Origin of the sequence: Azospirillum sp. HJ39, assembly GCF_041507355.1 — a bacterium.
In the GTDB taxonomy this organism is placed as follows: Bacteria; Pseudomonadota; Alphaproteobacteria; order Azospirillales; family Azospirillaceae; genus Azospirillum; species Azospirillum thiophilum.
In genome coordinates, this window is record NZ_CP167902.1 from 94,290 (window position 1) to 116,745 (window position 22,456).

Sequence of the window (22,456 nt, forward strand, 5' to 3'; positions counted from 1 at the left end):
ACTGGCCGGCTGAACGCTACGCACGGCGGCGATGTCCAAAGCAGGGTGATCGGCCGCGCGACGTTGAGCGGGCGAATGTCCCAGAAGTCCGGCAGGCCGTGTCCGTCGACTTTCGGTACGACAGGATGCATTTCGCAACGCATGACGTGCCCGGCGACGTCTGCATGAGGCCACATTCCGAGAGGTACTTTGCCGGTCATCATCAAGCTCCTGGGGCCACGCGGTTGTCGACAATGGGCACCGCGGCGGGCAGCCGGTGCCCGATCTCCAACGCCCCGGTCTGCTTCAGCCGGTCATAGGCGGCGAGATCATGAACCTTGGCGAAGTAGAGCCGGCCGTCATCGGGCGGTAGGTCCTGGAGCTTGCCGCCCACCTCATATTGGACGATGCGGGGGTAAGCGATCCGCCCATCGGATTTCCGGATCCCGGTTCCGGCCTGGACGCGGAGCCGTGGGCGCGCGGCGGGAAGCTGCTGGTCATGCATGGCCGGCCACTCCCGCGACGAGCCGAATACCGGCAACGATGTCCGCTCCCAGTTCGCGCAATTCGATGCCACGAGCCCGCCGTCGCAGCCCCTGCGCCGTGGCGCTGTCGCCGTCAGCGGTCATGATGCAGGCCTGCGCGCGGAACATCGCCGCAAGTGCAAGCCGGCCGGCGCGGGTATCCGGTTGCCGGTTTCCCCCAAGCGGTAAGGATATGATTGAAATCGATCGGGAGTTCATTCAGGTGTCTTCCTCTTCTCCTATAAGGCAAATCTCTCCTGTTGGCGCGCGGCGTCTTCTGCGCACCAGTGAAGGCGAAGTGCCAAGTCCGTAACTGCTTTGAACTGAACAGAAGTCTACGGTGTAGTTGCGCTGTAGTGGCAGTAATAATCCGTCAAAACCAGATTTTCTTTTAAGAAAAACTGCGCAACGGTTTGAAAATCTCTTTGATCATGCAACAGCGCTTACTGAGTTTATCGCGCTGTTCCGCTCCACCCATATTCGCGCCTGCAACGCGGCATCGAGGCGCGCGATCACTTCGCTTGGCGCCTTGGTGACGTTGATGACCGGGTTGTCGCCTTTCCCGTCGCCCTTCCAGGCACGGGCGAAGAAGCGCCCGTCCGGATGTTGGCCGGACATGATGCCCCAGCGCTCGGATGCCGGCAGACTGTCGTTCTTGATCGACGCCGGCGGCCGGGGCAGGGCGGCCGTCGCACCGGTCAGATCCTCGGCATAATGGGCGGGCAGCCAGCCGGCAGCCGGCTTCTTCTTGCCGGGCTCTGTCATCGTTGGCCCCAGTTCAATGTAGACCTGCCGGCTGGTCGAATCGCCGTCTCCCAGGCAGTACGCGACGATGCGGCTCAGCTTCATACCGGTGAAGGTGCCGGCCCGCACGGCAGAGAGGGCGTCTTCCAGGGTGCAGGGGTGGGTAGGGGAGGGCACGGTCATGGGAGTTCTCCGGTTTGTCTCCAGTGCCGGTAGTCGTCGTCGAGAGCGACCCACTTCCGGCCGGCGTCAAGGTTGGTCGCGAGTTCACGCTTCTGGTCGACCCCGCAATGCAGGCACACGGCGTCGGAAGCGTCTTCGCGCGACATGATGGGTTCGCCGAACATGGCGGTCAGGAACTCGTGGAAGGTCGGATTGCCGCAGAGCATACCGGCCTGGGCCGATGGCAGCATGTCCTCGTAGACCTGGCCCGGCCGTCCGATGTTGGCGCCGATCCGGCTGCGCGGGCGGTCATCGTCGTCCAGCTCCACCGCGACCAGCAAGAACCTAGTGCCGGGGGCGGCGGACAGAAGAGCATCCGGCCGATCGTTGGGGTGAAAGTCCAGCACCACCCGAAAGCCGCCGTCGACGTTCTCCCGCACGCCCTCATAGGCCAGTCGGCATTCGAGCGGGAATGCTGCGTCCCGAACCTCAATGGCATCCAGGGTGCTCATCAAGACAGCCCTTGGACATATTGGAGCAGATTCGCGGCCGTCCGAGATCGGTTGCGATGTACCGTTTCCAGCCATCCGAGCATTCCGATCAGGTCGTCCAATTGCTCGTAGGTCTGGATGGCGCCGGACGGGAAGAAAGATCGTGCGTCGACCAATGCATCATCCAGGACCATACGGAGTGCGTTCTGAAGGAGTTCTTGGGCTTCGCCGAGATGTGCATTGCGCTTTGCGGCCGGAAGGTCGGCCCATATCCTGCCGCGGGCGCAGAGGTCGCGTTTCACGACGCGCTCCAGCACATCGACGGAACAGGACGGCCCCAGGTAGGGCAGGGCGAGCAGCGGCTTATCCATGGGCGTGGGCTCCGGCCGGCACGGTGCCGGCTGTGCGCAAGGGAGGGGAGGGGAGGGCGGCGTCGCGCTTGAGCGTCACCGGGATCCGCGCGAGCGCCGGCCGCAACTCGGCTTCCTGGCGGTCGAGGTCGTCGTCTGGCATCCACCGTGCGAGCCCGGCGATCCGAGCCAACTCGCGTTCGGCGAAATAGCGCAGCGTGGCGGCGGTCAGGACCGGCAGGCCGATCATCGAGCCGCCAGGGCCATGGGTGATGGAGCGCATAGCAATGGTGATGGCGACCACCAAGTCCGTCGCATCCTGGCTGAAGCTCTCATGAGCGCCGAGTTCGAGCCATGTCACCAGCCGCGCGTGCTCGCGCTCGGCATAGCACAGGACGGTCATCAGCGTCTCGACCGGCAGGATAACGGAGGAGGGCAGGGGAGAGTCAGGCATGGGCCGGTTCCGGGTCGGAGGCGGTGTCGACAGTGGCGGCGGGCACAGGGGCGGGAACTGCTGCCGTGGGGGAGGGGTGTCGTTCTACGGCGTTGATCATCAGGCCGCGCAGATCGTCCTCCAGGTTGTTGGCGCTGACCCACGCGCGGACTGCCGTCTCGATCTCCGCGCCCAGCACCTTGTCCGACTGGAGCGCTTCGAAAAGGGCGTCCGGAGCCGCCCAGTCCTCGTCCGGCACTTTCCCAGCTTCGACCTTGTCGGCCAGGGCGACGGCGTCCTGCCGGCGCAGCGCGGCCCCGAGAGCGGTGCGCCCGGCATTGCCGATCGGCTCACGGCTGACCCGGTTGCAGGCGTCGGTGAATTCGCCCTCGAAATCGCCGTCGTCGTTGGCACCTGTCAGTGCGTCGACCAGCCAGTTTCCGAGGTGGCCGTCGTCGTTGCCCAACCAATCGGCAGCGGCTTCGGCGAAGTCGGGATAGGTGACCGAATATCGGGTGGTCTCGGCGGTTTCGAACGCAGCGCCGTTGCAATGCGACATGGCGTCGGCGATGGCCTCGGCGCGGCTAGAGAAGCCGGTGGACCAGAGCTGACGGTCAGCCAGCAGATAGCCGAATTCCGGCGTGATAACCGCTGCCGAAGCTGTGGGCGGAGAGGCGATGATAGCCGGCGCGAGCGCGGCGGCGACAGGCGCAGCAACGAGGCCGCGCAGGAAACTGCGGCGGGTGACATCAGCCATTGGATGCCTCGTTGGCTTGGGAAAGCGCTTCCTGCTTCTGGAGTTGAGTAAGCGCGTATCGAAGGAAGAAACGGTGGTTCTCGACCTGTCGCAGGTCGTAGCCATGGCTGCGGCTGAGGTGGACAAGTTGGTTGCGCCACCATTCGGCGCGCTTTGAATCGCCGGCATGATCCGCTGCCTCCAGCGCGGCCTGCGCCCGTTCAACGCCATCGGCAACTCGGATTGCGGCAGCCGTCCAATAGGCGACGCCGCGCCGCTCGCGGGAGACGGATTCCATCGCCCGGATGAAGCCGCAGGGATCTTCCAAACGCGGCCGATCCGGCATCAGTTCAGAGCCTTCCCAACCGGCGACGGCGGCGCGGCCTTCCTCGGTCCAGCGGAAGTCGCCGTACCGGTCATGATCGATCCAACCGCGGAAGTAACAGCGGTGGAAGGCCGCCGCTTCATCGAAGCGCTCCCGCTCACGTGGGGTGGCGTAATAGTGCCCGGACGCCTTGGCCGGCTTCCACGGTTCCCCGACCAGCCACATGCGGATGGCATCGGGGACTTCCGTCGGCACCAGCAGCGACGCGGCGGCGCGTTCTCCTTCCTCGGACTGGAGGATGAAATCCGAAAACATGTTGTTGAAGCGACCGAAACTGTATCCCAGGTCGTACAGCCAGCCATGGGCGGCGGGCGAGAGCAACTTGTCCGCATCGATGATGCCGACCTCCCTGATCCATTCCATGTCGGGGAAAAGGGTGCGGCAGTCCTTGGTCGCCGTCAGCAGCACACGTTGCGCCTCGCGCCACAGGTAATCGGCGCGGACCTTGCCGCCCCCTTCGCACGTATGGCAGGTCTCGCCATCGCAAGCCGGGCAATCGCAATACCCATCGTCTTCCAGGTTCTCCAGATCGTCCTTCTTGTAGCCGTGCCGGTAAGCCTTCTGGACTTTGATCGTCAGCTCACCTTTGCAGAGCCAGCAGTCCGGTTTTTCCGCGCCGGTGCCGTCACATTCCGGGCAGTTGATTTCGAACAGCGGACGCGGGACCGGATCGAGCGGAAAGTCGCAGCAGATGCCGACGGCGTCATGGGCATGAACGACCAACCGGCCGAAGGGCGTCACCTCGGCCTGGACCGTGAAGCTGCCGTCGATGGCGAGCGGCCGCACCATGTCCCGCAATGCCAGCCGGTAGCCGTCGCTGAGATTCGTGCCGTGGATCGTCCGGGAGTCTTCGCGCCAATGAAGCAAGCTGGCGAGCAGTTCCTGCTCCTGCCGGCTGAGCGGCTTCGCCAAGTCCGGCTGCCACCGCTTCCGATGCGCGAAGGTGTAGCCGTCAGGCATTGGCGAAGCCCTCCGCCTGAGCCACAGCCGCGCGGATGGACTCCGGCACCGGGAAGAAGCCCAGCGCTCCCTTGCACTGCACCGGGTTCTTGAAGATCACCGGGTTGCGCAGCGTGAAACCGACCGGGCCGAAGAACCACGGGCTATCGCTGACGGCGACGCAGTCGGCTACCTCGACCATGCCGGTGATCCGGCCAAGGCGGGGCGTGAGATCGGACAGGGGAAGGTGGCGGTCCGCTGGCCAGCGGTCGGGAAGCGTGCGCCGGGCCACCTCTTCTGCGAAATCCCGATCTTCGGCAACCTCGCTTTCCTTCCACCACGAGCTGGTGTGGATGAAGACCAGGCCGCGGAATCTGTGCGACCGCTTCCGGTTCTCGACAGGCTTTCCCATTTCCAGGATGGCGAAGTCCCAGGGTGCGCGGACGCTGAGCGCGCGGGTGGGGAGGTCACGCAGCAGCATGCGGCTTCTCCATGGCGTCGATGTTGACGCGGTGTGCGATGAAGGTCAGGGCGACTACCCACGGGTTGGCATCCCAGGCGTCTGTGCCGTTGATGCTGTCCCAGAGGTCGCGGAACCAGCCGCGCGGGTCCATGCCGGCAAGTTCCTCGTAAGTCTGCGCCGGGCACCCTTCGGCGAGTGCATCCGCCTCGCTGATGTCCTGCAGTCGCTGGATCCGGACCCCCGTCACCTCCAGCGTGAGCCGACCGGCCATCCGCGGCATGCGGCTGGAAGGCAGGCTTCCGGGTGTTGTCCACCATGGGCACAGGTTGAAGCCGGCCTTCTCGACGACATCCTCATCATCGGCGGCGTACGCGGCCACAATGGCGTTCGTTGGCTCGCCGGTCAGGATGTTCGCCATCGGCCTTTGCGTGACGCTCTCCCGCACCCACAGCCGCTGCTCGAGCACGTAGCCGATGTGCGCCATCCAGTTCGTCCGCGCCCCGATCTGATAGCTGAAGGCCGATGCGGTCCAGTGCCAGATATCGCCATCCAGGCAGCGGAAACCCGCGGCCAGATCAAGAGCCTTCTCCAGGTCCGGGCCGCGCAATGTGCTGGGTCTGGTTTCGCGCGTGGCGGTCGTCCGCACGCTGGTAATCGGAAGCCGGTGCTGTGTCTTCGTGCCGGCCAGCAGCGCGCGGACATCGTGGTCGCGCATGTCGATGGGGCGCTCAGAGGTCACAATCGTTCTCCCCGGTCCGAGGAACGCGCTGCCACTGGTCGTTCCCATCGCGGAACCATGTGCCGGGCAGGGTGCAGTCCTGATCGGGGTGCAGCCGGCCGGCCAGTTGCACAGCCGCGTTTTCCAACAAGGCGGCAAGCGGGCGGTGGATCGCGTCGGCACTTTCCGCCGTGTCAGGCCGGTAGCAGTGGAGGTTCTTCTTCACCCAGTGGGCCATGTTCAGAAGGTCCATCGGCGTGGCCGGCGGATACTCGCGCTCAGCGGTCCTGACGGGGGCATCCGCGGGCATGATCACCCCTGTCTTGTCCAGCTGCTGGATCGCGGCGCGCAGGACTGCGCTGTGCTGGTCCTCCGGCCGCCGGCGGGGGAAGCATTCTGCCGCGACGTCCTTCATCATCTGGGGCCGGCTCCCGGCCGGGCTCTGGCGGAGCGCGTCGAAGAGCCGGTGGCCCAAGATTTCGCGGAGCGCGGTGTCCACATCCGCGAGCGCGTTGGAGATGGCCGGCGGCGCAGCGATTTCCGAGGCGTCACCGGATGCTCCATCCATCGCCTTGGTGGGGAGGTCGATCTGCGGCAGCTCCTGCACCCGCAACGTCTCTGGCAGGAAGATGCCGATATCGGCTTCCACCCACACTGGCACGCCGGCGCCGCGGCACTGCGCGATGATGGTTTCCACCCATGCGGCCTTGGGGGACGGCCCGTCCGGCGCCGAGACGATCACCCAGTCCGGCGACCCTTCCCAGCGGCTGCCGACCTTCAGCGCGAAGATGCCTTCCTCGGGCTCGTAGAGACCGAAGAGATCCCGCAAGCTCACCTCATTCAACAGCCGCAGCCGCAGAAAGCGTCGTGCGGCCGATACCTGGGCAAGGTGCCCCGCGTGGTCGACCTCAGACTGCATCCGTGCAGTCGTCCCGATCCAGACATTCGGCAGCGGCCACAGGTCGCCACGCTCGATGCGGTCGGAGATATCGCCGGCATTCACGCGGTCGTGCGCCCAATTGTAGGCGGCATCGGCAACTGCGCCTTGCAGGTCCGGCCCGACATTGGAGCCGCCCGTTACGCTGCGGGCTTCGAGCAGGTGCCGCGTCTCGATCATGAAGACGTGCGGACCGCTCAACTGGTTCGGCCAGCGGGTGGGGATTTGTCTGCCATCGGACGCAGTCCAACTGCCACCCTGGGTGAATCCGTCCTCCGGGCCTTGGAACTTCCCTACGGCGCCAGCTACTGCCATGACGCCGAACATCTGCGCTTGGTGGCTTGCCGGATTTCTGGCAGGCACCGAGAAAAGGTCGGGGCTTACGCTGAAGACGGTTGGCGCCTGCCGGTTCAACGGCATGGCAAGGTCGTCGTCGAGGTCCCAATGCACCCAGGCGTGCGGAGATAGATCAGCCGTCAGAGGCGGCTTTATCGGGTTCGGAGCATCACGCATGTGCGGCTTCCAGATCTTGTGCAGCCGGGCGAGTGCCGGCGGCGAAGTTGCGTTGTTGCGCGATGGCTTCCTTGCGTCCGCGCGTGGCCAGCTTGTCGGCGCGCTCATTCCCAGCGTTTCCGGCGTGCCCCTTCACCCATTTCCAGGTGACGATGTGCCGGCCGCAGAGCCAGTCGAGTTCGCGCCAGAGGTCGCAGGTCGGGCGGGTCATGGTCGGCAGCCCCTCAGCCTTGGGGGACACCGAGCACCCGTTCCGGGTGCTTAATGAGACCCTGGGCTCGATCACCACAGCCACGGATGTAGACAAGGCCGAAATGGCCACGGTCGTAACCGCGACCATTGTCGATCGCCACCGCCCAGGCTGCGGTAGATGGCTCTGGGCCGACCCTTGGGTGATGGGGGCTGGCTTCGCCATCAGGTGTCACATACAAGACAACGGGGATTGCCATCTTCACGCCGCCTTCTTGGCCGGCGGCGCGGCGGTGATCGCTTCCGCCAGGGGCTTGGCAACACCGTCGGCGACCCAGTAGCTCTGGCCGAGCTTCGCCGCCTCCAAGTCTGGGATCTTCCGGTCCTTCAGCGCCTTCATCGAGAAGGTCATGCAGACGATGGCCGCCATGCCGACCTCCTTGAGCATCGTGAAAAGGCCGTTGCGCCCCTTCTGATCGAGGATGTCGGCCGCATCGATGATCACCAGCGGATCACCAGCCAGCACGGCGAACGCGATCTGCAGAATCACCCGCGTCCGGAACTGGTCGCTGGAGATCTGCGGGCCGTGGCCGCTCAGCGCAGCATAGGGCCGCTGGCCGTAGGTCACCGTCAGGGCGACGTCGTTCTCGATGCGCACCGGTGCCCAGCCGGCGGCGTCGCAGAGACCGCGCAGCCGCTGGTCGTTGAAGATGTCGAGCACCTTCGCCAGCTTCGCCTTGCGGCAGCCGTCCGAACCCAGCAGGCCGATGATGTTGGTCATGCCGGCGATCCGCCGGGCGAGAGTATCGGCGCGGGCCTTGCGCTGGTGGAGGTCAAGGCGGGCCTCGGCGGCGGTCACCGCTTGACGTGCTCCGTCGACTTGGTCGGCGGTGGCAGCCTTGCCGTCGGTGGAAGTTTCCATCTCGGCCAGCCGCTTCTTGGCCGCTTCCGCCTGTGCCACGGCGCGCTGCGCATCATCGAAGGCGCGAAGGGCGGTGTTGAACGCCGCCTTGGCGAGATTCAGGGTGTCCTTTGCGTTCGACAGCTTCCCTTCGGTATCGGCCCGATCCAAGCGCCGCTTGCGCAGCACGTCGTCCGAAATGGCTTCCGCTTTGTCGAGCCGTTCTCCATCGGTGCCGCAATGGTAGTGGACCTGACCATTGCAGTGTGGGCACTCCAGGCCCTTCGCCTGCTTGACCGGCGGAAGTTCGTCGAAAGCACGCTGGGCCGGCTTGAGTGCGGCTTCCGCGTTGACGACGGCGACCTCGGCGTCGAGCTTCTTCTCGCGAGCCGCTTCTTCCGCGGCCTTCAGGTCGGCCAGCTTGCCGGCGTCGGCCCGAAGATCGGACAGAACGCTCTGGTCGACCGCAGCCTGTCCGACGGCGGCCTCCAGCGTAGCGCGTGCCGATTCCAGAACCGCCTTCATCCCTTCGGCCGACGCTTCGGCGAGATCCGGCGTCCAGCCCTGCGGGGTCCAGTCCTGGACCTTTTTGTCGCCGAACGCTTCGCCCGCGACTTCCGCCCAGCTGCCCCTCAGTTCCGCCCGTTCCTTCTCAAGCTTCTTGGCGGTTTCATCCCAACCGCGATGCTCGATCTGGCGCCACAGCCAGTCGACGACGTTCAGGCTGGTCCCAGCTTCCGTCATCGCCTTGGCGTGGTTCATGAGCGACAGCGCCGGGTCGAACGTCTTCCCAGCCTTTGCAAGGGCTGCATCGATCTTCGGCGCCGGTGGCTCGTCCTTGAAGCCGAAGTCCAACAGGGTGGCAGCGAGGTCTTCCCGCGCGGGGACGGTCTTCAGCAACTCGACCAGCTTGACGGCCCGGTCCTTGGACGAAAGATCGACGATGCTGTCGAAGCCGCATGCGATGCGGCTCAGATGCAGCGGGGCGCCCGTCATCGCCATCTCAGCCTTGGGGTAGTTGACCGTCAGCGTGTCGCCGGCCGTCGGGCCGGCAATGGTGACGGAAGCGGCTTTGGCGCCGTCGCGCACCAGGGTCTTCAGTCCTGCGGCGGTCAGTCCGTGCTTCGGCTCGGCCGCCGCGGCGCCGGCGATGGCTTTGGCGATAGAGGATTTGCCGTTGCTGTTCTCGGCGGCGATCAGGGTAATGCCGGCGCCGAAAACGACGTCAGCCCGGTCGATGATCTGGAAGTTCCTGATAGAGGCAATGTGCTTGGTCATCGGGCGTTACTCGTCGAAGAGGTTGGCGGAGCCGTCGGACTGCTGGTCCTCGTCGACCGGCGGATCGAGCATCGTGTCCTCGTCCGCGACCGGATCAGCGGGCGGCGGCGGTGCGCTTTGCCTGGTAGGCTGACGCGGGGCGGACTGCTGCCGCTCTGCCGACGCCTTCGGTTTGGTGTCGTTTGAAACGGTCGCCATGGGCACTTCCGCCCCTTGCGTGATCTGCTGGGTGACCGGGCCGGAACCTTCGTTGGTCTGCTCGCCGTCGCCGTCGCCGTCGCCGTCGCTTTGGTTATCGCCATCATCAGGCGCATCTTCTGCGAGCACCTGGAACTCGCCCTCCACCAGCTCGACTTGGGTCTTCCCGGCTTCGGCGCGGGTATCAAGGGCCAGGACGTTGGCCATTTCGATGGACATCGGGAGGTACTTGCAGAGGCGGCGGATGACGGTCTTTTTCGCCATCTCCTCCCAGTTCGAAATCCACGGCGTGTTGTCGTTGTTGTAACGCTTCGCCGTTTTGTAGCCCTGGGATTCGTCCCGGATCCTGTTGACCTGGGCGACGGACATCCATTCGAACTGGTAACCGCCGCCCTTCATCTTCGCGACGGCGTAGACGCCCAGCACAGGGCCGGGCTCGCCTTCGAGCAGCGGGAGGTGGCGGATCTTGTCTTCGACCCCATACTCGACCGAGAATTCGTCGCCCTTGTAGGCGACGCGGGCTGTGATGGTTTCGATCTCACCGGAACGGCGGGCGAGGTCGATCAGGCCCTTGTAACCGATGACAATCTGGACCTCGATGGTCTTCTTCCGCTTGTTCTCGAACGGGATCAGGTAGATGTGACCCTGCGGTGTGTTCGGCTCCAGGCCGAATTGGGAGCAGACGATGATGGCGCGGAACAGCGAGTCCAGCGTGCAGTCCAGAAGCTTCGGCGTGGTTCGCAGGCAGTTCAGTGCCAGCGTCACCATGCGGTCCGGGTTGCGCTTCATATGCTCCGGCAACAGGGCCGTGAGCGTCGCCTTGTTGGCGTGGAAGAACTCCTTGACGGTGTTGCCGCCGGCTTTGCGAGCAACCTCCTTCCCGGCGGCACGCAGTTCTTGGATGGACTTGGTCGGTGTCGAGGACATTCCGACGGCGGATGGGGAGGCCATGGGGAGAGATCTCCGTTGGAAATGCGGACGCCCTCGCGCCGGTGCGCGGCTCATAAGGGACGGCGGAAGGGATGGTTCAGGCGTAGGCCCAGGACGGCATGGCGAGAGGCTCGATTTCGCCGGAGTAGCCGGGCCAGTAGTCGTCCTTCAGGCACTTGGCGTAGAGACGAAGCTGCTCGTGAACATCTTCGCGGCCCCGCTCAATGGCGGCCGGCTCCAGTTCATAGGTGGCCACCAGGTAGGGCCGTTCCTTTTCGACGGCGATGAACACGAAGGCCTCCGGCTGCCAGCCAGTGACGGCCTCGATGCCTTCGCGATAGTAGGCATCCTGCCAGTGGTACTTGTATTCGCCGCAGCTTTTGGCGAAACCGCGTGGATCGGGGCTGGCATCGGCGGCTGATTTCAAATCGACGATGGCGTGGAGCTCCATGCGAAGGCTATCAGCGCGGCCACGGCACAGAAGCCCGGTTTCGGGATCGATCCAGTAGAACGACTGTTCGACCCGGAGGTCTCCCCGCAGAAGTGCGCCAGCTGAAGGGTGGGCATGGACCGCGTCCTGGATCCGAAGCGCCTCCTCGTATTCCGCGCGCTTGACCAACTCGCGGCCCTTGGCCTTCAGGATTTCTTCTTTGAAATCGCCCGTGCGCGGGTCGAAGCGCTCCAGGTCGGTCACCATGTAGCGCAGGTCGAGCTCGGCGGGTTCCAGGACGGCGGTATGGATGAGAGATCCGAAACGAAGCGAATCCGTCTCCTTGTTCTGCCCGTACCGTGCCTTGGCCGGCGCCTTCGCAAAGATCTTCAGCCGGCTGACCGATACCCCTGGACTGGCGTGATACTGGTCCTCAGGGATCCGGTCGTAGAGACCTGGTTTGGGAACCGGAACCGGCGGCGAGGGTGGCAGAATGTCCATCGCGCTGGAGTGGTCCGGCTCTGGAGTCGGGATCGGCGTCAGGGCGTTCATGGTGCGCCTCCGGCATCGACGGCAGCGATGAAGGGAAACCCCTTGGTCGCGTGATCGATCGACAGATTCGTTGCTGCGTAGATGAGCCCACAGGCTGACGCGCCGCCGATGAAGAGGCACACGGCTATGGTGAGCACGAGACCAGCAGCATGAAAGGCGTATCGGATCAGTGGGCCGGCCATGTCGGTCAGGCCTCGGAGCCGGCGGCTTCGGCGTCGATCTTGCCCATCGCCTTGGTCAGTTCGAACAGCCGCTTACGCACCGTCGGGTCGCCGATCTTGTAGTAGGCGCGGACCAGCTCCAGCGTCTCGCGCTTGGCCATCGGATCCGGCTGGAAGCCGCAGCTCGAGCTATCTTCCAACGCACCGACATCGTCATCGTCGACACGAGCGTCGGCGACTTCTTCCGGCATGTCGTCGAAGAAGAAGGACACCGGCACGTCGAGGACGCGGCTCAGGTCGAACAAGCGCGATGCGCCGATGCGGTTGGCGCCGCGCTCGTACTTCTGCACCTGCTGGAAGGTCAGGCCGATGGCCTCGCCCAGCTTCTCCTGGCTCATGCCGAGCAGCGTGCGGCGAATGCGGACGCGGCGGCCGACATGCTCGTCGATCGGGTTCGGCTTCCCGGTCTTGGGGCGTCCCGCTCGGCGGGTGGCGGGCGCCTCTCGCGACGACGTCGACGTCGAGCGCGACGGGATCACGGAACGGGGCATGGAGTTCATCGGGGTGTCCTGAGTAGGGGAGGGAGAGGATCAGGCGGCGTATCGCGTGGGGTTGGTGCCGGCTGCCTGTCGGGTCGGCGCCAACACGGTGGGCGTGAAGTCCATCTCGTCGGCGAGTTCCGCCCGGGCTTCACGGCACAGATCGGCAGCGAAGTCCTGGCAGTAGTGCTCCGCCCACGAGAGGATGTGAGGCGGAGCCCGGCGGGTGGTCCGGGAGGAGGTACCTGGACCGCACAGGATCTCGACCTTCAAGAGGTCGACGAGCGTCATGCTGCTGCTGGACCCGACCGATGCCGGGCCATCCGCATGGGTGTAGCTGAAGTGGATAGCGACTTCGGCGCGCTCGATGATGCAGCCGCCGGCACTGTTGACGAAGGTCGCGCGGTGGATGTGCGTGGTCTGGGGCAGCATTGCGGTCACTCCGCGGCGAGGCTCGGGATGATTGCCAGGGCGGTTTCTCCGGCTGGCGGGTTGGACTGGGCGGAGCCCCTCCGCTGCTCGTATTCGGCGCGGGAGAAGATCGTGCCGTCGTCGAACAGCACCTGTGTCCATTCCGGATCGACCTCGTGATGCGCGCTGAGATTTCCTGCGAACCTCGTCAGCATCCACATCGCCTCGGCCGGCGTTTCGCAGTAGTCCGACCAAGTCAGCAGGTCGCCGCGTCGATCCACATACTGGCCGTAGAATTGAAAGCGGATACCGGTTGCCTGGGGCGCCACGGCGGTCACTCCGCGGCTTGCAGGATGCTGGAGGCCTTCACCCGCCGGCGCTCGGCCTTCAGCGCCTGACCGCGCTCGCGGTCTCGGTCCATCTTGGCGACGATGCCGGCATGCCAGCTCCTTTCCTTCTCGGTCACTTCGCCGACCGGGTTCCCGTCGAGGTCGATGCGCTGTCCGCCAGCGGACCCGGAGAGGTGATAGCGGTAGCCGCGGACGTAATCGCCGAAGGCGCGACCGATCCGAGTGCGGGACAGAGGTCTGCCATCCTTATCAGCGACGCCACGCGCCGCCAGGTCTTGGAAGATGCCGATCTTCAAGGGCTGCTTCGGCCGGCCGGACCGCGGCGGCTCGAAGGCGTTCGGGAAGGCCTTTGCGAGAGCGTAGCGGTCGCTCCGGACCTGGGCGGGGGCGTGCTTCGACATGACGGATGCACCTTCCTGATTTGGCTTTCCGGAGGGTCCGGACTGGACCAGACCTTCTGGAAAGCCGCCGGGGTGATGGGAACCCCGGCGGTTCCGGCGCTGCGGATCCGGCTCAAATCCGGGCGCCTGACCGCCCTCCACGCGGCAACACGAAGGGCGGGTCGGATAAGAAAGAGAGGTGCCGGAGCTGCTTGCCGGCGTCCCTGGGGATAGGGATGCTCCGGCACCTCGTATGCCGCCATGCACCGGCGGGAGATGACTCCGATGCAGGGCAGCAATCGGCGGCTGGGAAGGGGGGCGTTCCAGCCACCGAAGGCTAATCAGGCGGCGGCGGGGATGATGATGGGCGGCTGCTCGGGCTGGCTGCCTTCCTCGAAATCGTGGTCGGCGATGGTTTCTGCGTCGGTGCTGGCGCCCGACCCTTCGGTCGGTTGGCTGCCGTTTTCGTCGCCATCGGTCGGCGCGGTTACCGGCGCGCGCAGGAAGATGAAGCCGGCGCTGGCGTGGGTGTCGTCGATCTTCAGGCCGTCGATGTCCTGGGTGCCTGTGGCCGCCTGGACGGTCTCCCACATCGACTGGCTGGTCGCTTCGATCTCTGCCTGCAACGCGTCGATCTTCTCGGTGTTGGCCTTGAAGACCGTTTCGAAGTCGGTGATGGCCTTTGCGGCGTCGCCCGTCAGCAGGACGGAGCGGTATTCGGTCTTGCGGCAGTTCGGACAATCGCATTCGCCGCCGGCGAGCTTGGCGCCCAGGGAGGAAATGATCATTTTGATGAAGGATCTTGTGCCGGTCATGGCTTGATTCCTGCCGATGTGAGGTGGGGGAAGTCGACAATGGTCGGGGCGGTGGGATTTGAACCCACGGCCTGCAGTACCCAAAACTGCCGCGCTAACCTGGCTGCGCTACGCCCCGAGTGTGGTTTGGTGGAACCTGCCGGGATCGAACCGGCGACCTCCTGCTTGCACAGCAGGCGCTCTCCCAACTGAGCTAAGGCCCCCTCTACTGCTTCAAGGCCAGCGACGGGTTTGCACCGTCTACCAGCCTGGAATTGGCCGGTGCCCAGCCCTGAGCACCGGCACGCTTCGCAAATCCGTCCCGACGAGACCCCTTTCTTCGAATGGTTGTGGTTTGAGAGCGGGCCGGCATGACCGGGGATGTCGCGCTTGGGGAAAGCGCTGCCGGCCCCCTCACTGGCTCAAGCCCGACCCTGCCGGCGTGGCGCGGGTAACGGGCCGAGTAGAAGTTCGTAGGGTATGCGGATTTCAGATGGGTGGTATACTGACGAGAGAGCGTGCCTGCCTATCAATCAACCCATAGGAGATAACGCATGTTGAAAGTAAATAACGAGGGCGCTGGACTTGCAGCATGGACATTGCTTTCACATATCATTTTGGTTATGGCCAAGGAAAAGAAAATTGATGTTGGGAACACCATTCAGATTATAGATGTTGCGCAGCACGGTCTTGATAAGATGAGGGCAGTAAGCCCGCATGATCCAGAAATTTGGAATTCAGCGGACATTTTGCTTGGTGCGCTTCAGGACACTCTGAGGAAGCAGTTTTTGAAGTAAGCTTCCCCAAAGATTCCATCCAGAAATCTTCCCATTGGGAGCTGGTGCAGCTCCCCACCTTGATTGGAGCTGCGTTGTTGTCGCCCTGAACCATGGAGTTATTCAGTTCCGCCACCTTCGCCTCCAACCAGACGTCGGCATCCGCCGGATCGGCGAAGAACTCGCCTTTGGCGGCCTCGATCACCGTGACCGCATCCGCAGAGATGACGCCCAGCTTGCGCTGCCCGACCGGCGCACCGTCGCCGTCTTCTACGAATAGGGCGACCTCAGCAAGGCGCCCGCGCACGGGTTCCGCAATGAGGGTGGCGGCGCCGATATTCACAGTGATGCAGTCACGCATATGAGCTCTCCGGTGGTCAGGCGGGCAGCAGGATGGTGTCGGAACCGCCCAGGGAAGGCAGGAACGGGGATCGGCCAGCGTCTGCCTCGATCTCGTCCGGGCCGACGCCACCGAACAGATGGGCGAGCCGCTGGTCGTGAAAGGTCAGGGCGGGGGGCGGTTCCGTGCAAGTCCCGGTCGCGATCTGGTGCGCCGTCTGGCGGGCGCGTTCGAGGGCTTGGTCGCAGACGCATTGCAAGTAGGACAGTTTGAGGAGGTGGAGGTGCATGACGTCGGCTCATGGGGCACAAGGTGAGTGAACGTGGAGATATACAAGCAAACTAGTGGACGGCTGTCAACAAGCAAACTTGTTGTCCTCGAAATTTCGTGGGCTGGCATAATCCAGTTGCACATCCGCCAAGATGCGCATGCTCCGGTATTCATCTGGAGGGATTGCGATGTCAGAAGCGACTGTTAAGGTCGATCGTGCCTCAGTTCGTGCCTTCGTAGCGGGCAAGGCTCAACAGATGTTGGCGGCAGCGGCGGAGAATCGCCTTCCGCTTTACCGCCTTGATCTCCGCGATCAGTTTGAGGCCGCGCATGCATCCGTGACGCCGGAGGAGATGACCAAGCTGCTTATGGTTTTCGATCAGGAGATCGACGCCGCCTGTCAGCAGTTGAGGGTGGGTGGTCAGGTCGTCACTCAGCAGGTCGAGAGGCAGCGGGTGGAAGGGTCGGGGCCGGGTGCCTGGATTGGCGTGACCCTGCTGACATTCGTTTCAGGGTTCATAGGATTTGCCATAGCCGGAAGCAGCAGAATGCCGGACGGCGTAGGGACGCTGTTGATCTTCGGGTGCCTCATCGGCGGGTTCTTCGTCGCAAAGGCGATGTTGATCAGGAGGGAGCGTGATTATTGAATCGTCAATTTGGATACTCAAGACCTTATGCACCATTTTGAATATAATAATTCATATACAGGAGTTGAGATGCGTATTTTAATGGTTGTCATACTGGCATTTGGCCTAGTGAGTTGCCAGACGTCGAAAGGTGCCCAAACTTCCGTCAATACAAATTCACTGAATGGGGCTCAGGATCTTACATATGATTCGATCGTTTACACTAGATTATCACTTTCAAGACTTAAATGGTGCCGTGAAAATAATAAATATATTGAAGAATACGATAAATCTATAAGATCATTGAGGGCTGCAGGCTTTAAGCTTGGTATGTCACAATACGAAGCAGATCAAGCGGAGCTACTTGGTACCATGCTCAGCGCAGAATACGGGTGCGTTGATCAAGATACAAATCTGATCACGCAGAAAATAGATGCGGCAAGTGATATATTCAGGAAGGGCGGAGCTTCGCTGTCAAGCTACAAGTCTCAATACAAAGGCATCATCCCTGCTAAATATGGTCCAGCCCTTTTAAAGGAAAAATCGATATTTTGCAATAATGTTGATGGAATAACATCGTTCCTAAAGGCACTTTCTGACGGTGATCGCAATATGTACGATTCTCTGATCAATAAGAATGAGTGCGCAATATTATCTACTAGAATGTATGCCACAGTTAAAAGCTCTAATGATGTATACGATATAGTCCGTATTTACGGTAATGGCGTAAGCTATGACGGCGTCACCATAGGAACATCTATTATTGGAAAATAAGGATTCTTTGTAAATAGCGATGGTTTCTGCTCGCATGGAATGGCGCTGCACAGTCTCGACATGCAGCGCCTACAGTCGATCAGGCGGGTGGGCGCCGTTCTGCTTACCGATGACGAGTGGGAAGCCACGGTGGCGTCGGGCACATCAAGATTAGGTTTATCGAAAAAATGGGGAGAGCCGGCCCTTTCCCGAATGACGGGCGATCTTGCCGAACTGAAAGGCAAGATCGCCCATATGCCGACCCTATGGCAGATCGCCGGAACCATGCTCGCTATCAACGCTGGGATCGTTGCAGTCGCTGGCCTCGCTGTAGCGCTTCTACGGCACGCCGGATAACTGCCAGCCTCCCCGACAGCAGCCCGCCCGCACCCGCCGGCGGGTTTTTTCATAGTTGTGGCGGGAAAAGTTCGGGGGCCGATCCTGTATGTCGGCTCCCGCCCTCAAACTGGACACGGCTTCGCTGATCTCAGGCAGCCAACCGGTCGGCCGGTACGGCATGGCTCTTCTGTTGGTGGACCGCCAAAACACCTTCCTGAGCCGCGCCGCGCAGATAGCTGACGATGAACACGCGCACCGCACCCGTCAGGTTTCTCGGTCGGCGGCTGGCCAACAGCGTAAGGATCCTATTCAGCGTCAGCGTCTCCCTGACGCAGATGTCATCCAGAGCTTCCCACATCTCCGGCTCAAGGTTCATGGTTGAGCGTCTCTCGCCGACATATACCGTCTTTCTCACCTGCGTACCCCCATACTTGCAGAAGAAAGTCATTTAAGCGAATTTAATGTGCATCTGTATGTGAACAGTTTCACAGAAATTCAACTAAGGGGTTATTTTTTGTGAGTAATGTGACTAAAGGGGCTATGTGGACGCTTCTGTCTGCAATCAGCTTTATGGCGGCAAATATCCTCATCAAGCATCTGAGCACGAAGCTGCCCGCGCTGGAGATGGCCCTGTTCCGGTCGGCCGGCGGGATCATCCTGGCTGTGGTGGCATGGCGGGCCTTCCTGCATCTGCGCCAGATCCAGGACCCCAAGGGACACCTGATCCGGGCTGCGGTGGGCTCCGTCTCCCTGATGGCTCTGGTGCATGCCTACAGTTCGCCAGCCCTCCCGGTCGCCCTGGTGACGGCCTTCATGTACACGCGCGTCCTGCTGGTCATCCCGATGCAGCGCGTGTTCCTGGGCGAGGGCGCGGGCCGTCGGGTGTGGGTGGCCGCCGGCATCGGCATCGTCGGCGCCCTGGTGGCGCTCTGGCCCCGCCTGATGTCGATCGGCACCCCCCATTGGGATTGGTCTGTCGCCTCTCTGGTGGTCGCCGCCTTCGCCGGGGCCGGGAGCCAGATCGCCATGCGACGGCTTGCCAAGACGAACCCCGCCTCCGTCGTGGTCGCGGTCGCCGCCATCCTGGTCAGCGCCATCGTGGCGGTGCCGGCGTCGACCGTCATGGTGGAGCCGCCGGCCGGCGATCTGCCATGGCTGGTGGTCATCGCCCTGCTGTCGGCCTGTGCGCAATGGTCGACTGTCCGCGGCTACAAGCACGCCAGTCCGGCCGTGCTGATGCCTGTCACCCTGGTAGACGTGCCGGTGGCGCTGGCCGCCGGCTATCTGCTGTTCGGCGAGGTACCTGGTATCAACGCGGTTGTGGGGGCTGCCATCATCATCTCGGCCGCAGCCTATGTCACTTGGATGACGGAAGCACATCCAAGTCGGGTCCGAGTCGCGACTCAAAAAAGGTTACGTTTCTAACCGTCGGTACGCGGAATGGGTGTATTATGGCGGATTGTTGCCTGACACGATCACGCAGATATACCGGGGTATGGCTCCGGTACAAAATACGCGCTGATTGCGGAAGTTGACCCATTTGGGTGATGATAGCGCGATATCCGGTAGGTATGCTGCTCAGATATTCCCCTATATGGGTATCGCTATGCTCGCACTGGATTTACCCGCCGATACACCACCCGCTTTGGCGGAAATGGCTGCTCTCGCCGTCCGTATTGGCTCTAGCGCAGCTGTATTTGATTGCTCTGATAGATTGAAATTCGCAAGCGACCACCTGAGGAATGTGTATTCCTTCTGCGACTTCAGTGGACCACTGACGTTTGACGACATTCTTCTCACCTCGTTGAAGCATGAGGTCGCGGCTGGCGCAACACTTCAAGAGTCCCCTGCTGATAAGCTTGCGCGCACCAAAGTGCGTCGTCGGATTGAGCGAATGGAGTTCATCCGGACATTTCCAGTTCAGCTGATGTGTCTGCACTGGATGCATCACAGCGGATGGAGCATCCAGATCAGGGCAGAGCCAAAGCATATTGGCCTCAGCAGCTTCTTCGATGATGAGGTTCCTGCATTCGGCCTGTTGGAGGCACTTCGCCGGCGCGAGGAAATGGCACAGCGCGCCGCGGTACTGGACAGCATCGATCTAGCGATTGCGGTCGTTGGGCCGGAGGGACGCATCCGCTATGAGAACGCGGCTTTCTCGGCCCTGTTATCTTGCGGCGATGGCTTCGTGATCGATGATGGCGGGCGGTTGCGCGCGGCCGACTGCGTCGATTCTCAGCACTTGGGTAAGGCCGTTGCCTCTGCAGCGCTCGGCTGGCCGGGCCGCCGAAGCGTAACGATGTGCGTCCGTCGCGGGTGCGGCGACCCGCACATTCTGTCAATATCACAAGGGCTGGGGGCGCTGGCTGGGAGCGCCGTTCTTGTGGTGGCTCCCGTAGCGCTTGGTCCCGAAGATTTGGCTAATGTGCTGTATAGGGATTTTGGACTGACTGAGGCTCAATCCGAGGCCGCCGCCCTGGTGGCTTCCGGTCTCTCTCCGGAAGAAGCCGCTCAGCGACTCGATAAATCAAAAGAGACAATACGAACACAGCTCAAAGGCGGCATAAGTCGTCTTGACAGCGTTATTGGCGGGAGCACCCAAGCGCGCCTTTCGCGTTTTGCTGCAGTGCTTTCGTCTATTGCCGGCGTTGCCCGGAATTGCGGAAGGCGATAGGAGAAATGATTTGAGCATATCTGAAAAGATGGCGGCAACAGCCGATTTGGACTTCGAAATACTGGTCTCCGATATGATCGAGCGAGGCGTAGCCGAAGAGCGGGCCCGACGTTCAGTTGCTCAGTACCGGGAATTCTTCGCAGCCTGCGCGGCCTATCCGGAGAAGCCCTTGGTCCCCACACATCTGTGCGATCTGGCATGGCACGCGCACATGCTGCGTCCTGCCAAATATGCGCGCGACTGCATCGCCGTCGCCGGGCACATCATGGACCATGACCCCGGAGTCTACCGCACGGGACCGTTTCAGGATGCCTACGACCTGACGCGCCAGCTTGTACCATACGGGCACCAGATGCCTGTCGACGCCTATGCCGCCAACGATGAGATGGCAGGGGCCGAGTGCTTCCGCGCTCCCAGCCAACCTTGGGACCCGGAGGATCCGCTCACGGTCAAGGCCGCGTAAGCCTGCGTACGGCATGCGCCCGCCTGTTGGCCCAGGCGGGCGCCGCCGTTCGATCGGGCAACCTCTGACCGAATCGAACCGATCACACATAGCCGCGGAGGCATGATGATCAACCACGAGCGTACCTCAGTATTCTGCAGGCGCAAGAGGGGGAGTGTTCCCGACACCACCCTGCCTTATATCGATCATTTGTCCGTCGATCAGCTTCGGCAGCGGGCGGCCGATGATCGTAGCGACGCGCTGGAAATGGTCGACCACGCCTCGGCCGGCCGCATCTCCATGCTGCTGGAGGACGCCGAGCGGTGCGAGACGCGAGCGACCTTGCTCGAACAACGCTGCGGCGACTCCATCACCGCCGGCCTGAACGGCCTGACCATCGAAAACGCCATCGAGCAGCTGGTCCGGGCAGCTCGCGGGCGGGTAGTTGGCGAGCCGCCCGGCCGTCCGGCGTCGCCCATCACAGGCATTCAGGCCGACATCCTACGCGACGCGGACCATGGCGCCGCCTATGCCTTCGTGGCCCACTGCGCCGACGCCACGCGGTGCCGCTTGCAGTCAACGCCCCAACCGACGCTGGAGGCCGCCTATGTCGCCGCCGTCCGGTCTCTGGCGTCCATGGCGGTGAGGCGATGCTGATGTCCTGCATCGACGTGGCTTCGTCGCTAGCCGGCCCAGTCGGTGCGGCGCTGAAGGCGGACGTCGGTTCGTCACATTCCCGTGGCCGGGATACGGTTGCTCGCCTGACCCATCTGTCGGCGCGGGAAGTCGACGTGCTGGTGCGCCTGGTCGCCGGCAAGAGCTCCAAGACCATCGGCCTCGATCTTGGCATCAGCTTCAAGACCGTAGAATGCCATCGTGCCCGCATCATGGAGAAGCTGGGATGCTCCGGCCTCTTCGAACTAGGGCGCGCATGGGAAGCTGCGGTCTGGAACAGCAAATAAAGGAGGGCTGGACGGTAACTGACCAGCATGACGCATGCAATATGGCATGGCCCTGAAAAGACAAACGCCCGACGGCTGGAACCCGTCGGGCGCTCTGTCGGATCCGGAAAACAAAACCAGATCGCAACGCGATCCCATAAAGCCTGGAAACTCCATGAAGACCAGAACTGAACATACCTCGATAGGCGGTAGTTGCAAGCCCGAGCAGTTATTGGAACCGGAACTGCCGGGTCAGGAGGAACCCGCATTGACTTATGCGTTTCGGCAGATGGACGCCAGTGTCGCAGAACGATTCGATGCTATCGCTGCACAGAATTCGCATCCCATCACTTTGATGTTGCGGGTCGGCAGTGAAGGCGCCATTGAGCGCGGCCGGGACGCTCTCCGGCGGCTCAGAAATCTGACAATCAGAGAGGCCGAGGTCTTAAACGCCCTCACCGCAGGGAGGACCACCAAGGCGGTGGCACTCGACCTCGGCATCAGTGCCAAGACGGTCGGGCTCCATCATGCGCGGATTATGGACAAGCTTGGCTGCACGAGTTCCATTGAGCTTGGACGAATGTGGGAGGCAGCGGCTATGGCCGTCAGTGGTCGGATTAGTATTCCGGCTGGAGTTGAAAGAGAATAGCCTACTGAATTCCAAAACAGCGGCGGGCTGACCTTCTGGACAAAGGCCAGCCCGTTACCCATCACATCTCGCGCTCCAGACGCGATCAGCTCGACCGCCAGCGGGAACGAAGCCCCGCATACCGAGATATGTCGCTAAGGAGCTAATATGACCAGTCAG

Annotated in this window: 33 protein-coding genes and 2 tRNA genes; 9 read left to right on the forward strand and 26 right to left on the reverse strand. The window is 62.7% G+C overall.

Annotation, left to right across the window (positions count from 1 at the left end; genetic code table 11):
* Positions 1–202: 202 nt before the first annotated feature.
* The 25 genes from ABMY26_RS00450 to ABMY26_RS00570 all read right to left on the reverse strand — a co-directional run bounded on the left by ABMY26_RS00450 (position 203) and on the right by ABMY26_RS00570 (position 15,892).
* Positions 203–484: a hypothetical protein gene (locus ABMY26_RS00450; RefSeq protein ID WP_372393729.1), complete on the reverse strand. Its 282-nt coding sequence runs from the start codon at positions 482–484 to the stop codon at positions 203–205.
* Positions 477–722, reverse strand: a complete 246-nt coding sequence (locus ABMY26_RS00455; RefSeq protein ID WP_372393731.1) for a hypothetical protein — start codon at positions 720–722, stop codon at positions 477–479. The genes ABMY26_RS00450 and ABMY26_RS00455 overlap by 8 nt, the downstream gene beginning before the upstream one ends.
* Before the next feature lie 210 nt (positions 723–932).
* On the reverse strand, positions 933–1,430 hold the full coding sequence (locus ABMY26_RS00460) for a hypothetical protein (RefSeq protein ID WP_372393733.1): 498 nt from the start codon (positions 1,428–1,430) through the stop codon (positions 933–935).
* On the reverse strand, positions 1,427–1,921 hold the full coding sequence (locus ABMY26_RS00465; protein WP_372393735.1) for a hypothetical protein: 495 nt from the start codon (positions 1,919–1,921) through the stop codon (positions 1,427–1,429). Before ABMY26_RS00465 ends, ABMY26_RS00460 begins: the two co-directional genes overlap by 4 nt.
* Positions 1,921–2,271: a hypothetical protein gene (locus tag ABMY26_RS00470; protein WP_372393737.1), complete on the reverse strand. Its 351-nt coding sequence runs from the start codon at positions 2,269–2,271 to the stop codon at positions 1,921–1,923. Before ABMY26_RS00470 ends, ABMY26_RS00465 begins: the two co-directional genes overlap by 1 nt.
* Positions 2,264–2,704 carry a hypothetical protein gene (locus tag ABMY26_RS00475; RefSeq protein WP_372393739.1) on the reverse strand — a complete coding sequence of 147 codons (441 nt, stop codon included), beginning with the start codon at positions 2,702–2,704 and terminating at the stop codon, positions 2,264–2,266. The genes ABMY26_RS00470 and ABMY26_RS00475 overlap by 8 nt, the downstream gene beginning before the upstream one ends.
* Complete coding sequence (locus tag ABMY26_RS00480) at positions 2,697–3,440, reverse strand: hypothetical protein (RefSeq protein WP_372393741.1); 744 nt, start codon at positions 3,438–3,440, stop codon at positions 2,697–2,699. Before ABMY26_RS00480 ends, ABMY26_RS00475 begins: the two co-directional genes overlap by 8 nt.
* Positions 3,433–4,764 (reverse strand): hypothetical protein, encoded by a 1,332-nt coding sequence (locus tag ABMY26_RS00485; RefSeq protein WP_372393743.1) that lies wholly within the window; start codon positions 4,762–4,764, stop codon positions 3,433–3,435. Before ABMY26_RS00485 ends, ABMY26_RS00480 begins: the two co-directional genes overlap by 8 nt.
* A complete protein-coding gene (locus ABMY26_RS00490) occupies positions 4,757–5,224 on the reverse strand; it encodes a hypothetical protein (protein ID WP_372393745.1) in 468 nt (155 codons plus the stop codon). The genes ABMY26_RS00485 and ABMY26_RS00490 overlap by 8 nt, the downstream gene beginning before the upstream one ends.
* Positions 5,211–5,945 (reverse strand): hypothetical protein, encoded by a 735-nt coding sequence (locus ABMY26_RS00495; RefSeq protein ID WP_372393748.1) that lies wholly within the window; start codon positions 5,943–5,945, stop codon positions 5,211–5,213. The genes ABMY26_RS00490 and ABMY26_RS00495 overlap by 14 nt, the downstream gene beginning before the upstream one ends.
* Complete coding sequence (locus ABMY26_RS00500; RefSeq protein WP_372393750.1) at positions 5,935–7,374, reverse strand: DUF5131 family protein; 1,440 nt, start codon at positions 7,372–7,374, stop codon at positions 5,935–5,937. The genes ABMY26_RS00495 and ABMY26_RS00500 overlap by 11 nt, the downstream gene beginning before the upstream one ends.
* Positions 7,367–7,585 carry an RNase H family protein gene (locus tag ABMY26_RS00505; RefSeq protein WP_372393752.1) on the reverse strand — a complete coding sequence of 73 codons (219 nt, stop codon included), beginning with the start codon at positions 7,583–7,585 and terminating at the stop codon, positions 7,367–7,369. The genes ABMY26_RS00500 and ABMY26_RS00505 overlap by 8 nt, the downstream gene beginning before the upstream one ends.
* A 240-nt stretch (positions 7,586–7,825) precedes the next feature.
* A complete protein-coding gene (locus ABMY26_RS00510; RefSeq protein ID WP_372393755.1) occupies positions 7,826–9,553 on the reverse strand; it encodes a hypothetical protein in 1,728 nt (575 codons plus the stop codon).
* Positions 9,554–9,748: 195 nt separating this feature from the next.
* Positions 9,749–10,891 (reverse strand): recombinase RecT, encoded by a 1,143-nt coding sequence (locus tag ABMY26_RS00515; RefSeq protein WP_372393758.1) that lies wholly within the window; start codon positions 10,889–10,891, stop codon positions 9,749–9,751.
* Positions 10,892–10,967: 76 nt separating this feature from the next.
* Positions 10,968–11,852 carry a PD-(D/E)XK nuclease-like domain-containing protein gene (locus ABMY26_RS00520; protein ID WP_372393760.1) on the reverse strand — a complete coding sequence of 295 codons (885 nt, stop codon included), beginning with the start codon at positions 11,850–11,852 and terminating at the stop codon, positions 10,968–10,970.
* Positions 11,849–12,034, reverse strand: a complete 186-nt coding sequence (locus ABMY26_RS00525; protein ID WP_372393762.1) for a hypothetical protein — start codon at positions 12,032–12,034, stop codon at positions 11,849–11,851. Before ABMY26_RS00525 ends, ABMY26_RS00520 begins: the two co-directional genes overlap by 4 nt.
* Before the next feature lie 5 nt (positions 12,035–12,039).
* Positions 12,040–12,573, reverse strand: a complete 534-nt coding sequence (locus tag ABMY26_RS00530) for a helix-turn-helix domain-containing protein (RefSeq protein WP_372393765.1) — start codon at positions 12,571–12,573, stop codon at positions 12,040–12,042.
* Between the two features lie 30 nt (positions 12,574–12,603).
* Positions 12,604–12,984, reverse strand: coding sequence for a hypothetical protein (locus ABMY26_RS00535; RefSeq protein WP_372393767.1), 381 nt, complete (start codon positions 12,982–12,984; stop codon positions 12,604–12,606).
* 5 nt (positions 12,985–12,989) lie between these two features.
* Entirely contained in the window at positions 12,990–13,292 is a 303-nt protein-coding gene (locus tag ABMY26_RS00540; RefSeq protein ID WP_372393769.1) for a hypothetical protein, read from the reverse strand.
* Positions 13,293–13,297: 5 nt separating this feature from the next.
* Complete coding sequence (locus ABMY26_RS00545; RefSeq protein ID WP_372393771.1) at positions 13,298–13,714, reverse strand: ProQ/FINO family protein; 417 nt, start codon at positions 13,712–13,714, stop codon at positions 13,298–13,300.
* A 320-nt stretch (positions 13,715–14,034) separates the two neighbouring features.
* Positions 14,035–14,481 carry a hypothetical protein gene (locus ABMY26_RS00550; RefSeq protein WP_372393773.1) on the reverse strand — a complete coding sequence of 149 codons (447 nt, stop codon included), beginning with the start codon at positions 14,479–14,481 and terminating at the stop codon, positions 14,035–14,037.
* 67 nt (positions 14,482–14,548) lie between these two features.
* A tRNA-Pro gene (locus ABMY26_RS00555) sits at positions 14,549–14,626 on the reverse strand.
* 9 nt (positions 14,627–14,635) lie between these two features.
* Positions 14,636–14,711: transfer RNA gene (locus tag ABMY26_RS00560), tRNA-Ala, on the reverse strand.
* Between the two features lie 442 nt (positions 14,712–15,153).
* A complete protein-coding gene (locus ABMY26_RS00565; protein ID WP_372393775.1) occupies positions 15,154–15,624 on the reverse strand; it encodes a hypothetical protein in 471 nt (156 codons plus the stop codon).
* Positions 15,625–15,640: 16 nt separating this feature from the next.
* The gene (locus tag ABMY26_RS00570; RefSeq protein WP_372393776.1) at positions 15,641–15,892 is read right to left on the reverse strand and encodes a hypothetical protein; all 252 of its coding nucleotides are present in this window, start codon (positions 15,890–15,892) and stop codon (positions 15,641–15,643) included.
* Positions 15,893–16,061: 169 nt separating this feature from the next.
* On the opposite strand from ABMY26_RS00570, the gene ABMY26_RS00575 reads away from it, so the two are divergent.
* Genes ABMY26_RS00575 through ABMY26_RS00585 form a run of 3 tightly spaced genes read left to right on the forward strand, consistent with a single transcriptional unit; the run spans position 16,062 to position 17,609 of the window.
* Positions 16,062–16,520, forward strand: a complete 459-nt coding sequence (locus tag ABMY26_RS00575; RefSeq protein WP_372393778.1) for a hypothetical protein — start codon at positions 16,062–16,064, stop codon at positions 16,518–16,520.
* 9 nt (positions 16,521–16,529) lie between these two features.
* Positions 16,530–17,273, forward strand: coding sequence for a hypothetical protein (locus ABMY26_RS00580; RefSeq protein WP_372393780.1), 744 nt, complete (start codon positions 16,530–16,532; stop codon positions 17,271–17,273).
* 39 nt (positions 17,274–17,312) lie between these two features.
* Positions 17,313–17,609, forward strand: a complete 297-nt coding sequence (locus ABMY26_RS00585; protein WP_372393782.1) for a hypothetical protein — start codon at positions 17,313–17,315, stop codon at positions 17,607–17,609.
* Between the two features lie 130 nt (positions 17,610–17,739).
* Here the strand turns inward: ABMY26_RS00585 and ABMY26_RS00590 are convergent, their stop codons facing one another.
* Positions 17,740–18,039, reverse strand: coding sequence for a ribbon-helix-helix domain-containing protein (locus ABMY26_RS00590; protein ID WP_372393784.1), 300 nt, complete (start codon positions 18,037–18,039; stop codon positions 17,740–17,742).
* A 92-nt stretch (positions 18,040–18,131) separates the two neighbouring features.
* Here ABMY26_RS00590 and ABMY26_RS00595 point away from each other — a divergent pair, with 92 nt between their 5' ends.
* The 6 genes from ABMY26_RS00595 (at position 18,132) to ABMY26_RS00620 (ending at position 22,297) form a co-directional block, all read left to right on the forward strand.
* On the forward strand, positions 18,132–19,016 hold the full coding sequence (locus tag ABMY26_RS00595; RefSeq protein WP_372393786.1) for a DMT family transporter: 885 nt from the start codon (positions 18,132–18,134) through the stop codon (positions 19,014–19,016).
* A gap of 181 nt (positions 19,017–19,197) precedes the next feature.
* On the forward strand, positions 19,198–20,265 hold the full coding sequence (locus tag ABMY26_RS00600; protein WP_372393788.1) for a hypothetical protein: 1,068 nt from the start codon (positions 19,198–19,200) through the stop codon (positions 20,263–20,265).
* 10 nt (positions 20,266–20,275) lie between these two features.
* Positions 20,276–20,728, forward strand: coding sequence for a glycine-rich domain-containing protein-like (locus ABMY26_RS00605; protein ID WP_372393790.1), 453 nt, complete (start codon positions 20,276–20,278; stop codon positions 20,726–20,728).
* Positions 20,729–20,830: 102 nt separating this feature from the next.
* Complete coding sequence (locus ABMY26_RS00610) at positions 20,831–21,364, forward strand: hypothetical protein (protein ID WP_372393792.1); 534 nt, start codon at positions 20,831–20,833, stop codon at positions 21,362–21,364.
* Positions 21,364–21,669 carry a LuxR C-terminal-related transcriptional regulator gene (locus ABMY26_RS00615; RefSeq protein ID WP_372393794.1) on the forward strand — a complete coding sequence of 102 codons (306 nt, stop codon included), beginning with the start codon at positions 21,364–21,366 and terminating at the stop codon, positions 21,667–21,669. The genes ABMY26_RS00610 and ABMY26_RS00615 overlap by 1 nt, the downstream gene beginning before the upstream one ends.
* Positions 21,670–21,823: 154 nt before the next feature.
* Positions 21,824–22,297 carry a LuxR C-terminal-related transcriptional regulator gene (locus tag ABMY26_RS00620; protein WP_372393796.1) on the forward strand — a complete coding sequence of 158 codons (474 nt, stop codon included), beginning with the start codon at positions 21,824–21,826 and terminating at the stop codon, positions 22,295–22,297.
* Positions 22,298–22,456: the final 159 nt, after the last annotated feature.